This is a genomic window from Tenacibaculum sp. Ill, from assembly GCF_051938915.1.
In the GTDB taxonomy this organism is placed as follows: domain Bacteria; phylum Bacteroidota; class Bacteroidia; order Flavobacteriales; family Flavobacteriaceae; genus Polaribacter; species Polaribacter larymnensis.
Genome location: NZ_JBPSCW010000002.1, coordinates 2,517,150 through 2,529,279 on the forward strand (window position 1 = coordinate 2,517,150; position 12,130 = coordinate 2,529,279).

Below are 12,130 nucleotides of genomic sequence, written 5' to 3' on the forward strand. Positions count from 1 at the left end.
ACTAACATAAAAACTGATAAAGCTCACATTGATAAAACTTTAACATTAAATACTTTTTGATTTTATTCAATTATTAAAAACTTTTACTATTTTTGGATCATTATGAAGGCGCTTTTAGGCACATACACGTTTATTTTTAACACAATCAATTCGATTATGTGTAATGCCCGCATGCATAAACAATATGTATATGTAACTAAAAGCACCCAAAGAAACAGATTTAAACATCGATTTTAAATAATCAATTTTTATAAAACTTAACCAAGGTGCTTTTTTTAAAAAAAGCACCTTTTTTTATTTACTAATATTTTAAATTTTAAACATTATGAACACTTTTAAGTATCGAAATTCAATTAGAAAACACGTAGCCTCAACAGTAATGTACTCAGTACAAAACCCATTTTACAGAGATCCGGAATTACTAATACTTAATCCTTAAAATTATCATGAAAACATTAAATATCACATCAAACAATAAGTCTAACCAATTTGTAGTTAACAAAAAACAAGTTAGCAAAAACAAAGTGCTAAAAGCTTCAGTTTTATATGATAAAATTGAATCTAGCGCGAACACTTCTTTAGACTTTTATCCAGATTCTTCTAATTTTAGTTTTAACAGCATCGAATTTGATCTGTTAGGTAATGCCTACCTTAATGATAAGCTTGTTATCAAAAACAATATTAAAAAATTGAGCGATACTGAAATTATTTTCAATATAACAGTATCTAAAAAAGAAGAAAAGAAACAAAATATTATTTGTACAGCTACTTTTGGCTATACTATTAAAAAAGCATCTTAATTATTCCTAAAAATTGATTTTACAATCAATTGAGCAATCGTTAAGTTAGTTTGGTTTGTTTATAAGCTTAGGAGATTTTTTCTCTTAAGCTTATTTTATATACGTTTCTAATAACTCTGAAGAACCTTCTGATAAAATTTCTACTTTATCAATACATGCTGGTACCAAGATTGTTTCTCCTTTTCTTATGATTTCTTGTTGGCTATCATAAAAAAATGTTACTTCTCCTTCCACACACATATATATTATAAAACTATCTTTTCTTGATAAATCAACTTCTTTCTTTCCTTTTACAGGAAGGATATTCGTTGTAAAATAAGGGCATGTAACTACCTGGCTTGCTACATTCTCTTGTTTCGAGTAAGTTGTTTTATAAGTATTCTTAGCTGAAAAATCTATTGTTTTTAATGCTTTTTCTGTATGTAATTCTCGGTAATTACCATCAATATCTTTTCTATCCCAATCATAAATACGATAAGTAATATCTGAAGTTTGCTGTATTTCCGCAATCAATAAACCTGCTCCAATAGCATGCACTCTACCTGGAGGTACAAAATACACATCTCCTTTAGTTACTTTATCAACATTTAATATGCTTAAAAGTGTTTTATTATCAAGATGCTGTATGTATTCTTCTTTACTTGAATTTTCTTTGAACCCTATTATAATACTAGCCTCTTCATCAGCTTGCATTACATACCACATTTCGGTCTTTCCATAAGACTCTTGAAGTCCTGCTAAATCATCATCAGGATGTACCTGAATACTTAGTACTTCTTTAGCATCTATGAATTTTATTAACAGCGGAAACTGTTTTCCAAAAGTTTTATAAACATAATTACCTACTAAATCATGCTTATACTCTTTTAAAAGACTTCTTAATGTTCTCCCTTTTAAGTTACCGTTACTAACGATTGATTCATCTCTGTCAACATCAGAAATTTCCCAGCTTTCTCCAATATTGGAACCATCTGATTTTTTATGAAGTAGTTGGTTTAGTTTTTTTCCTCCCCAAATTTTTTGTTTTAAAATTGGAGTAAATCGTAGTAATTGGTTTATCATAGATTAAGCACCTCTATAAGTTACGTAGTTTCTCGGAGTTTCGTATAATGTAACTTCTAAGTCTAATTTTTCAGGAATACTTACACGTAACTTATTATAAATTACCACAGATATATTTTCTACTGTAGGATTGACATTTTTAAACTCTTCAACTTCAATATTTAAGTTTTTATGATCTAAAACATCTTCAACCTTTAACTTAACTAAATCTTTCAGTTTACCTAAATCATATACATAACCTGTTTCTTGATCTATCTCACCAGTTAATGAAACAATTAACTCATAATTATGACCATGGTAATTAGGATTGCTACATTTACCAAAAACCTCATAATTTTTCTCGTCAGACCATTTAGGGTTAAATAACCTGTGTGCAGCATTAAAATGTGCTTTTCTATGAACTGTTACTTTAGGCATATTAAATATACTTAGATATTTTATCGTAAGATTCTTTAAAAATTATTTTAAACCAAGCTGTATATTCTTCTGGATGATTTTCTATATCATTTTTCACCTCTTCTAAAGGCATCCATTTATATGAAGCTACTTCTTCAGGGTTTACAATAGGTTCGTCGTTAAATCTACCAATCATTACATGATCATATTCATGTTCTGTCAAACCATTATCAAACGGCGCTTTATAGATAAAAGAAAACACCTCTTCTAACTCACATGAAAAACCCATTTCCTCTTGTAATCTACGTTTTCCAGCCTCTATATTCGACTCTCCATCTCTTTGGTGTGAACAACAAGTATTTGTCCATAATAAAGGTGAATGATATTTTTCAGCAGCACGTTGTTGCAACATTAATTCATTTTTATTATTAAAAACAAATACCGAAAAAGCCCTGTGTAGTAAAGCTTTTTCATGTGCCTCAATCTTTTCCATTAACCCTATCGGATTGTCTTGCTGGTCAACTAAAATTACTTGCTCTTTCATGTAGAAAATTTACGAAAAGCAAACTTACGAAATTGAGACCAGTTCAACAATTAAAACCTTTTGAACAGTTCGCTTTAAAATGTATCTTTGCAACCTTAAAATTTATAGATGAGTTTTTTAGAAGAAATACAGAAGAGACGTACATTCGGAATTATATCACACCCCGATGCTGGTAAAACTACCCTAACTGAAAAGTTATTACTTTTTGGTGGAGCAATTCAAGAAGCTGGTGCGGTTAAAAATAACAAAATTAAAAAAGGAGCTACTTCCGATTTTATGGAAATTGAGCGCCAACGTGGTATCTCGGTAGCCACTTCTGTATTAGCTTTCATTTATAAAGACAAAAAAATCAATATTCTTGATACACCAGGTCACAAAGATTTTGCTGAAGATACCTTTAGAACTTTAACTGCCGTTGATAGTGTTATTGTAGTTATTGATGTTGCAAAAGGGGTTGAGGAGCAAACCGAAAAGTTAGTAGAGGTTTGTCGTATGCGTAAAATCCCGATGATTGTTTTTATCAATAAATTAGACCGTGAAGGTAAAGATGCTTTTGATCTATTAGATGAAGTTGAGCAAAAATTAGGTTTAAAAGTAACTCCTTTAAGTTTCCCTATCGGAATGGGATACGATTTTAAAGGAATCTATAATATTTGGGAAAAGAAATTAAACATCTTTTCTGGAGACAATAAACAAACCATTTCTGAAGGTGTTGAATTTGATGATATAGATAACCCTGAGCTAGATAAAATTGTTGGAGAAAATTCTGCAAATACACTTCGTGAAGAATTAGAATTAGTGAATGAAGTATACCCAGATTTTGAACAAGAAGCTTATGTAAATGGAGATTTACAGCCTGTTTTCTTTGGTTCCGCTTTAAACAACTTTGGAGTGAAGGAATTATTAGATTGCTTTATTGATATTGCTCCAAACCCACAACCAAAACAAGCTGAAGAACGTTTAGTTGACTCTAAAGAAAATAAATTAACTGGTTTCGTATTTAAGATTCATGCAAACATGGATCCTAAACACCGTGATCGTTTAGCTTTCGTGAAGATTGTTTCTGGAACTTTTAAAAGAAATACTCCTTACTTACATGTTCGTAACGGTAAGAAAGTAAAGTTTTCTAGTCCTAATGCCTTTTTTGCTGAAAAGAAAGAAATTGTAGATGAATCTTTCCCTGGAGATATTGTTGGTTTGCACGATACAGGAAATTTTAAAATTGGTGATACCTTGACTGAAGGAGAACAATTAAACTTTAAAGGAATTCCTAGTTTCTCTCCAGAACATTTCCGTTATGTAAACAATGCTGACCCAATGAAGGCTAAACAACTATACAAAGGTTTAGACCAATTAATGGACGAAGGAGTTGCACAGTTATTTACAATGGAAATGAATGGACGTAGAATTGTAGGAACTGTAGGAGCGCTTCAATACGAAGTAATTCAATACCGTTTAGAGCATGAATACGGAGCTAAATGCTCGTATGAAAACATTGGAGTACATAAAGCTTGTTGGGTTGAGCCAGAAGACCCTAAAAATGAAGAGTTCAAAGAGTTTAAGCGTGTAAAACAACGCTATTTAGCGAAAGACAAACAAGGTCAACTAGTATTTTTAGCTGACTCACCTTTTACAATTCAAATGACACAAAGTAAATACCCAACGGTAAAATTACATTTCACTAGTGAGTTCTAAAAAACACTACATAGCATTTTTTCTTTTCTCTTTTTTCTCTTTTTCCTCAATACACAGTCAAGGGAGTTTATCGAGTTTACAGGGAAAAGAATTACATAATAAAGTTCGGTTGAATTTTATTCCTGTTGAAATGCCTTCGGATGAATTTCCTAGCTTAAAATCAACGATGGGACTAACTGGTTTACATTACCAAATTCCTATTAACGATTGGCTGTATGGTGGTGCCGGATTCCATTTTGCAGTAACAGGAGATCAGGGAGGATTATTTACTTTAGGCGCTGAATTAGGAGTTAATAAACAACTATACAAAAACTTATATATTGATGCTAATTTCCATATTGGTGGTGGTGGTGGATATCGCTATCTGGTAAATGATGGTGGCTTTATCAATCCTAATATTGGATTACAATATAAAAAGAATGATTATTCTTTTGGTGTACAATATAGCCACGTTAACTTTTTATCAGGAGAAATAAAAAGTAACTCCGTTTCTTTCTTTGTAGAGATACCAAGCATTTTACGTTTTACTGATTATGATAAAGCCCATCAAAAGTTTGTAGCGTACAATCTTTCTCCAGATAGTTTTTGGAACAAACCAGTTGTTAGAAATGCACAACAAATCCGTTTTGATTTCTTTAAACCTATTGGTAATTCTAGGAAAGATGACGCCAATAATCAAGAACCTCTTACAGAGACATTATATGTCATCGGTTTTGAATATCAAAAATATTTGAACGAAAACACCTTCTTATTCGCACATACTGATGCTATTTATAGAGGCTTACGTGCTGGTTTTATGGATCTATTTGTAGGTGCAGGATATCATCCATATCAATCGAAGTACATTAATATATTCGGAAAATTAGGTGTTGGTGCTGCTGGTGGTCGTGTGGCTCCTGAAGGAGGATTAATGATTTATCCTTCTGCCGGAATCGATTTAAAACTATTTAAAAACATTGCTATTAGTGGTCATGGAGGTTACTATCGTGCTATAGCTGGAGATTTAGAAGCTTATACCTTCGGGTTTGGATTAAAATACTTCGGATTAAACGGTGGAGTATCTTCTGAAGAAAATAGCACTTACAATACAAAAGGATTACGTTTTGAAGTACAAAATCAAAGTTATTTTGATGTTGCTAAAACAGATGACCTTTTAGACGCTACAGAAATTGACTTACAATTAATTGGTTTTAAAGTTAATTATGACTTGAATCATTCATTGTATGTTGTAGGAGAAGCTGGTTTTGCTTACGATGGTCGTTCTGGTGGTTATGCTCACGGATTAGTTGGTGGTGGTGTATATAGCCCTAGATTTTTCAATGATAAAGTACGTGGTTTTATTGAAGTTATGGCTGGTGCTGGTGGAGGTGCTGGTGTAGATACTGACGAAGGAATTATAATTCGTCCTACACTTGGATTAAGTTATGATATCGTAAATCAGATTTCTATAATTGCTTCTGGGGGTAGATATTATTCTCCTTTCGGTAATGTAAACTCAAATAATATTAACATAGGTTTAAGCTTTAACCTTTCAACTTTATCAGTAAAAAACTAACTTTGTCATTGCTAAGAAAAACAATGATTTAGCTATTTTAATAATTTAAGATTCTTTTTTCCTAAATTTTGGATATAGGGAATCGTACATATATAAATAAACAAGAGAAAAATGGATAACGGAATTTATGCAAAGTTCACCACTCCAAAAGGTGATATTTTAGTAAACTTAGAATATGAAAAAACTCCTGGAACTGTAGGTAACTTTGTTGCTTTAGCAGAAGGTAACTTAGAAAACTCAGCAAAACCACAAGGAACTCCTTATTATAATGGTTTAAAGTTTCACCGTGTAATTGCTGACTTTATGATTCAAGGTGGTTGCCCTCAAGGAACTGGAACAGGAAACCCTGGTTATAAATTTGATGATGAAATTCACCCTGAATTAAAGCATGATGCTCCAGGAAAATTATCAATGGCAAATGCAGGACCTGGAACAAATGGTTCTCAATTTTTCATTACACATGTTGCTACTCCTTGGTTAGACGGTAAGCACACTGTTTTTGGTAGTGTTGTAGAAGGACAAGATGTTGTTGATTCAATTGCTCAAGACGATACTATGGATGTAGAGATTATACGTGTTGGTGATACTGCTGAAGCTTTTAATGCAGTGGAAGCTTTTAGGACTTTTGAAGGAGCTCGTGAAAAACGTGAAGCTGAAGCTAAAGCTAAACAAAAAGAATTATTAGACCAAGTAGCTGCTGGATACGATGAAACTCCAAGCGGATTACGTTATAAAATCTTACAAAACGGAGACGGTAAACAAGCTACAAAAGGAGCTATGGTTTCTGTACACTACAAAGGTCAGTTATTAGATGGAACTGTATTTGATTCATCATACAAACGTAAACAACCTATTGATTTTGCTATCGGTGTTGGTCAAGTAATTCCTGGTTGGGATGAAGGTATTCAATTGTTAAAAGTTGGTGACAAAGCTCGTTTAGTAATTCCTTCTGACTTAGCATACGGTGCACAAGGTGCTGGTGGTGTAATCCCTCCTAATGCAACCTTAATTTTTGATGTTGAGTTAATGAATGTAAAATAGTAACTTACAACATAATTATATAAGTTAACTAAGCCTTCATAATTTATGAAGGCTTTTTTATGCTCTAATTTCACTTAATATTTATTTAATATTCATAACATTAAAGAGTATATTACTTAATAGATTTATCATAATTACTTAAGAGCAAAAAAGTAAAAAAGGGTGATTTTTACATCACAAAACAAGCTCTTAAAACCTATGAAAACAACTTTACTTTATTTTACACTCATTCTTCTGTCTTCTATCGAACTAAAAGCTCAAGAAGTATGTACTACACCAGAAGATAACGCTATTGATTTAAATATTATAAGCGCAAAAAAATGTGATATTGTTAACGAAAAACAAACCCCAAGAGAAAGAACTACAAAAACATTAATTGCTAGAAATAGAATAAAAAAAATAAGAAAATCACCACAAAAAAGTCAATCAAGCTTAAGTGCTTCTTCTAAAGTTTCTATTGTCACTACAAGCAATGATTTATCTATAAAAAACTCTTTAAAATCTCAAACTAAAGAAGTTTTATTCTCGGTTGTTGAAGAAGTTCCTTTATTTCCTAAATGTAAAAATAGCTCTAACGAAAAAGCTAAAAAGTGTTTTAAAGACAATATGCAAAAACATTTTTCAAAGAATTATTTTCCTGAAGTCTTTTCAGAAGAAGGTATACGTGGTAGAATTTTAATTCAATTTACTATAGATATTTATGGTAATCCAAAAAACATCCAAGTAGTTAGTTCTAAGCCTAGTAAAGTTATTACTAATGAAATCAACCGAATTATCAAAAAACTACCTCAGTTAGAGTCTGGTAAAGAAAAAGGAATCCCTGTAGATGTTACTTACTCTTTCCCTATAAATTTAATCTTAAATTAATATAAGATATTTATCTGAGTTTTCAGATAATTTTATTTTCGTGCTCCTTAAAATTCCTCTTTAACACACACAAATGAAACATATCTTTACCATTTTTTTATTTTCAATATCATTTTCTTATTCTCAAGAAAAATGTGAAACTCCTAATGAAAACATCCAAGATTTAAATACTATTAGTATTACTAAATGTTCTATAGAAGATGTAAAAGAAGCTCTAGAAACTGAAAAAGTTGAAGAAATTTCAACAAGAAAAAGACATCGTAAACTTAGAAAAGCAAATGCTATTTCAACTAAATCAAATAAAGTTGAAGAAATTAAAAGTAAAAACACTCTTGTTCAAAAGTTAAATATAAAAGAAGATATCCTAAGTTCTCTAGATAAAGTTCCTTTTCACTTAGTAGAACAAATTCCTTTGTTTGATAGGTGTAAAAGCACTCCTATTTTACAACAATCAAAGTGTTTTGAAAAAGAAATGATAAAACATATTGTTAGAAATTTTGATTATCCAAAAGAAGCTTTACGAAAAAAAATTGAAGGCAAAATTTTAGTGCAATTTACAATTGATAAAGAAGGTAATGTTGTTGATATAAAGAAAAAAGGGCCTGAAAATAGTGAACTTTTAAAAAAGGAAGCACATAGGCTAATTAATACACTTCCTAAATTTATTCCTGGTAGCCATAAAGGTAGTTTTGTTAATGTAAAATACGCTTTACCAATAATTTTTAGAGTACCTTAAAACTAATTTTTACTCGTTCTTTTTTTGGTTATTAACACTATAGTCAACTGAATAACAGAATAAATTTGTTATATTCTATTTTTTATTTATATTTACAGCGTTAGTTAACGTTTAATTAACTTCACCAAACACTTAAAATTAGAGCACAATGATTAAAAAATTCCCCTCAGTAGTAGCTGCCATGCTACTTTCTTTAGCGGCTGTAGGACAGGAAGTATGTACTACTCCAGATGAACAAATCGCAGATCCTAACAGTATCACAAAATGTGCAATCGAAGACACCGATAATGGTGCAAAAAAACAACTATCTATTGAAGTCTCTACTAGACGACGTGTTGTTCGTAAGAACAAAGAAGCGGTCTCTGCTATTGGAGGTATTAATTCTTCACAAAAGGTAGCTGATATTAAAAAGAAATCTTTATTAATTGGCAAACTTGAGTTAGAAGATAATTCTGCTACAATTGAAAAAGTACCATTTAATTTAGTAGAAGAAATTCCTTTGTTTAGTAAATGTAACAACGTTCCTTTAATTAAACAAGCAAAGTGTTTTGAAACTAATATGACTAAACACATTATTAAGAATTTTAACTATCCTCAAGAAGCAATTGATGCTGGAATACAAGGTAGAGTTTTAGTTCAGTTTACTATAAACGAGCAAGGAAATGTTGAAGATATTTTAATGCGTGGACCTAAAGGTGGTGAATCTTTAGAGAAAGAAGCTGAAAGAATTATTAATGATCTTCCTAAGTTTATTCCTGGAAAACATAATGGTAGAACTGTAAAAGTAAAATATGGAGTTCCTATTACTTTTAAAGCACCAGGAGCAACAAATAACAGTTCTTCATCTAGAACTACTAACAGAGTTGTTGCTAAGAAAAGTTCTAACGTTGTTAAAAAGGAAAAGGTTATTACTGATTTTGTGAAGTTTGTTGAAGTACAGAGTATTCCTCAATTCAAAGCTTGTACAAAAGTTCCAGATATGCAAAAATTAACATGTTTCAACGAAAGAATGGTTAGCCATATTCAAAGAAACTTTAACTATCCTGCTGCTGCTGCTGAACAAAACATTGAAGGTAGAGTTTGGGTACGCTTTATAATTGACAAAAAAGGAGAAGTAACTAATATTAAGATGAAAGGTCCTGAAAATGGTCAATTATTAGAACAAGAGGCTAAAAGAATGGTTTCTAAGTTACCTAAATTTGTTCCAGCAGAGCATAATGGTAAGACAGCTAATGTTGAATATTACATTCCTGTTAACTTCAAATTACATGAATAACAACTCTTAAAAGTGTTTATATAAAAAAAAGAGCTTCTAATTTAATTAGAAGCTCTTTTCTTTTTGTCCAAATAGTTTTTACAATAATACTATTTAACCTTACTCAACTTATATGTAACTAAGCTTTAACACAAATAAACTACAGTACGGTATACTTTAAGTAACGACAAAATACAATACTTAGTAACTATAAAATCGATTCACTTAAAACAAAAAAAGAGGTGGTTAATAATTTTAACTACCTCTTTTTATTACTATACTATTTTATTACTATTTCTTATCTTCTGGAAATAATATTTTCTTTAGAGCTTCTTTCTCTTTTTTAACTTTTTCTTTTTGCTCTTGAATCTTTTTATCTAACTCACTAAGTCTTTCATTAGCTTTGCGAACTACTTCTTCTTTTTCTTTAGCTTCTTCATCCGAGATTTCTTTATTCTCTTTAGCTTCTTTTATTCTTTCTTGAGCTTTTTTAACCTTTTCTCTTCCTCTATTTAAAACACCTTCGCTATCACGAATGTTTTTTTCTTGCTCTTCAATTCTTTGCTTAGCTTCATTTGATCTCATTTTTCCAAATTCTCTTCCGCTCATTCCATTCTTATCTCGACCATAAGCATTACCTTTGCCTTTATTCTCCTTATCTGACTTTGAATCTTTTCTTTGTTTTTTATCCTTTTTTTCTTTCAACTCTTTTTCCTTCTTCATTTCTTGAGCTTTGTCTTTCCCTTTTTCTTTTACATCTTTTACTTCTTGCTCAAGTTCTTCTTTTACCTCTTCGGATTTATCCTTTCCTTTTTGCTTTACCTCTACACTTTTTTCTTTTCCTTTACCCTTTCCTTGGGCAAATGCTTGCTGAGTTCCTATAAATGCAAAAAGCATTACGATTGATGCTATTAGTTTTATGTTTTTCATAATGATTCAGTTTTATATTTATATACTATCTATTTCTTGCAACTGCTCTTCAAGTTTCTTTGTTGCTTCATTTAATTTATCGATACCAGCTTTTACCTCATTTTCAATAGAGTCTATTTTTTTTATAGCTGCTTCAATTTTCTGTTTTTCTTCTTGTTCTTTCTTTTTATCTGTACAAGAAACCATAAAAAGAATTCCGAATGTTAAAATCAATAGTTTTTTCATAATTTAATTAAATAGGTTAATATATACTAAGACACTTAAACAACTATAAAGTCACTATGGACTATAGCTATTTAAGCAAAAAGCCAGCATTATGCTGGCTTTTTGTTGTTTTTAAATGATTAAGGTTTGATATTTTCTTCCTTAGCTAATAAACCAAAAAACTTATCTAAGTTTGGTAAGATTACAATTCTAGTTCTTCTGTTTTTTGCTCTATTAGAAGCAGTATTATTATCTACTAACGGCATAGCACTACCTCTACCCGATGCAATTAATCTGCTTGGATCAACTCCATATTTTTTCTCTAAAAGTCGAACGATAGATGTTGCTCTTTTAACACTTAAATCCCAGTTATCTTGTAAAACTCCAGAGTTAAATGACCTAGCATCAGTGTGTCCTTCGATCATAACATCCATACTTGGTTCAGAGTTAATAATATCAGCTAACTTTTTTATTAATTTGTTAGCATTTCTTTTTACTCTGTAACTTGCTGTATTAAATAACATCTTGTCAGAAACAGAAATCATCACAACCGTTTGATCGATATCAATGTTTACATCTTCATCATTTTCCAATTCTGATGTATTAATTGATTTCTTAAGATTGTAAGATACTGCTACATTCATCGAGTCTTTCAATGTTTTAGCATTTGCTAACTCGGCTGGATCAACATTTTTAAGTGTTTCTCTCATTTTTTCTTTCATAGAATTAGAAATAACAGCTGTATTACCAACCATATCTAACTTTACGTTATTTTCTTCATGGAGTGATTCATTTACATTTTTTAATGAATTAATCTTGTCATTGTAGTCATCAACTCTCTTTTCTATTTTAGCAAACTTTGCTTCAAGTTGCTCCTTTTCTAGAGTTGTTTTTTGTAAATTTCCTCTTGTATCATTGTACTTCTGTTCTAACTCAACATACTTCTTTTTTGACACACAAGACGTCATTGTTAAAGCCAATAACGCCATAGGAATAAATAGTTTCTTCATAATTAATAATAATGATAATAAGTTAATGTAATCTT

At 30.8% G+C, this 12,130-nt stretch carries 13 protein-coding genes; 7 read left to right on the forward strand and 6 right to left on the reverse strand.

What is annotated here, in order from left to right; all coding sequences use genetic code 11:
* The first annotated feature begins 446 nt into the window (after nt 1-446).
* Nucleotides 447-800, forward strand: coding sequence for a hypothetical protein (locus tag ACTPNM_RS11855; protein WP_440121977.1), 354 nt, complete (start codon nt 447-449; stop codon nt 798-800).
* A gap of 90 nt (nt 801-890) precedes the next feature.
* Here ACTPNM_RS11855 and ACTPNM_RS11860 read toward each other — a convergent pair whose 3' ends face one another.
* Genes ACTPNM_RS11860 through idi form a run of 3 tightly spaced genes read right to left on the reverse strand, consistent with a single transcriptional unit; the run spans nt 891 to nt 2,802 of the window.
* On the reverse strand, nt 891-1,862 hold the full coding sequence (locus ACTPNM_RS11860; protein ID WP_440121978.1) for a type I phosphomannose isomerase catalytic subunit: 972 nt from the start codon (nt 1,860-1,862) through the stop codon (nt 891-893).
* Nucleotides 1,863-1,865: 3 nt separating this feature from the next.
* A complete protein-coding gene (locus tag ACTPNM_RS11865; protein WP_099216270.1) occupies nt 1,866-2,279 on the reverse strand; it encodes a 6-pyruvoyl trahydropterin synthase family protein in 414 nt (137 codons plus the stop codon).
* Nucleotide 2,280: 1 nt separating this feature from the next.
* Nucleotides 2,281-2,802, reverse strand: a complete 522-nt coding sequence (gene idi / locus ACTPNM_RS11870; protein ID WP_440066157.1) for an isopentenyl-diphosphate Delta-isomerase — start codon at nt 2,800-2,802, stop codon at nt 2,281-2,283.
* A 108-nt stretch (nt 2,803-2,910) separates the two neighbouring features.
* Between idi and ACTPNM_RS11875 the strand changes: the two genes are divergently transcribed.
* The 6 genes from ACTPNM_RS11875 to ACTPNM_RS11900 all read left to right on the forward strand — a co-directional run bounded on the left by ACTPNM_RS11875 (nt 2,911) and on the right by ACTPNM_RS11900 (nt 9,972).
* Nucleotides 2,911-4,497, forward strand: coding sequence for a peptide chain release factor 3 (locus ACTPNM_RS11875; RefSeq protein ID WP_440121980.1), 1,587 nt, complete (start codon nt 2,911-2,913; stop codon nt 4,495-4,497).
* 109 nt (nt 4,498-4,606) lie between these two features.
* Nucleotides 4,607-6,052: a hypothetical protein gene (locus ACTPNM_RS11880; RefSeq protein ID WP_440121981.1), complete on the forward strand. Its 1,446-nt coding sequence runs from the start codon at nt 4,607-4,609 to the stop codon at nt 6,050-6,052.
* 111 nt (nt 6,053-6,163) lie between these two features.
* Entirely contained in the window at nt 6,164-7,093 is a 930-nt protein-coding gene (locus ACTPNM_RS11885) for a peptidylprolyl isomerase (protein WP_440121982.1), read from the forward strand.
* 198 nt (nt 7,094-7,291) lie between these two features.
* Nucleotides 7,292-7,960, forward strand: coding sequence for an energy transducer TonB (locus tag ACTPNM_RS11890; RefSeq protein WP_440121984.1), 669 nt, complete (start codon nt 7,292-7,294; stop codon nt 7,958-7,960).
* Between the two features lie 73 nt (nt 7,961-8,033).
* Entirely contained in the window at nt 8,034-8,696 is a 663-nt protein-coding gene (locus ACTPNM_RS11895) for an energy transducer TonB (protein ID WP_440121985.1), read from the forward strand.
* 148 nt (nt 8,697-8,844) lie between these two features.
* Complete coding sequence (locus tag ACTPNM_RS11900; RefSeq protein ID WP_440121986.1) at nt 8,845-9,972, forward strand: energy transducer TonB; 1,128 nt, start codon at nt 8,845-8,847, stop codon at nt 9,970-9,972.
* A gap of 270 nt (nt 9,973-10,242) precedes the next feature.
* Here ACTPNM_RS11900 and ACTPNM_RS11905 read toward each other — a convergent pair whose 3' ends face one another.
* From ACTPNM_RS11905 to ACTPNM_RS11915, 3 genes are all read right to left on the reverse strand, one after another.
* Complete coding sequence (locus tag ACTPNM_RS11905) at nt 10,243-10,881, reverse strand: hypothetical protein (RefSeq protein WP_440121987.1); 639 nt, start codon at nt 10,879-10,881, stop codon at nt 10,243-10,245.
* Between the two features lie 18 nt (nt 10,882-10,899).
* Nucleotides 10,900-11,106 (reverse strand): hypothetical protein, encoded by a 207-nt coding sequence (locus ACTPNM_RS11910; protein ID WP_440121988.1) that lies wholly within the window; start codon nt 11,104-11,106, stop codon nt 10,900-10,902.
* Between the two features lie 119 nt (nt 11,107-11,225).
* A complete protein-coding gene (locus ACTPNM_RS11915; protein WP_440121989.1) occupies nt 11,226-12,095 on the reverse strand; it encodes an OmpA family protein in 870 nt (289 codons plus the stop codon).
* Nucleotides 12,096-12,130 lie beyond the last annotated feature (35 nt).

Bases quoted from the DNA above. Each gene is read 5' to 3' on its own strand.
- ACTPNM_RS11855 (WP_440121977.1), top strand. From the start codon at position 447: ATGAAAACATTAAATATCACATCAAACAATAAGTCTAACCAATTTGTA.
- ACTPNM_RS11860 (WP_440121978.1), bottom strand. From the start codon at position 1,862: ATGATAAACCAATTACTACGATTTACTCCAATTTTAAAACAAAAAATT.
- ACTPNM_RS11865 (WP_099216270.1), bottom strand. From the start codon at position 2,279: ATGCCTAAAGTAACAGTTCATAGAAAAGCACATTTTAATGCTGCACAC.
- idi (WP_440066157.1), bottom strand. From the start codon at position 2,802: ATGAAAGAGCAAGTAATTTTAGTTGACCAGCAAGACAATCCGATAGGG.
- ACTPNM_RS11875 (WP_440121980.1), top strand. From the start codon at position 2,911: ATGAGTTTTTTAGAAGAAATACAGAAGAGACGTACATTCGGAATTATA.
- ACTPNM_RS11885 (WP_440121982.1), top strand. From the start codon at position 6,164: ATGGATAACGGAATTTATGCAAAGTTCACCACTCCAAAAGGTGATATT.
- ACTPNM_RS11890 (WP_440121984.1), top strand. From the start codon at position 7,292: ATGAAAACAACTTTACTTTATTTTACACTCATTCTTCTGTCTTCTATC.
- ACTPNM_RS11895 (WP_440121985.1), top strand. From the start codon at position 8,034: ATGAAACATATCTTTACCATTTTTTTATTTTCAATATCATTTTCTTAT.
- ACTPNM_RS11900 (WP_440121986.1), top strand. From the start codon at position 8,845: ATGATTAAAAAATTCCCCTCAGTAGTAGCTGCCATGCTACTTTCTTTA.
- ACTPNM_RS11905 (WP_440121987.1), bottom strand. From the start codon at position 10,881: ATGAAAAACATAAAACTAATAGCATCAATCGTAATGCTTTTTGCATTT.
- ACTPNM_RS11910 (WP_440121988.1), bottom strand. From the start codon at position 11,106: ATGAAAAAACTATTGATTTTAACATTCGGAATTCTTTTTATGGTTTCT.
- ACTPNM_RS11915 (WP_440121989.1), bottom strand. From the start codon at position 12,095: ATGAAGAAACTATTTATTCCTATGGCGTTATTGGCTTTAACAATGACG.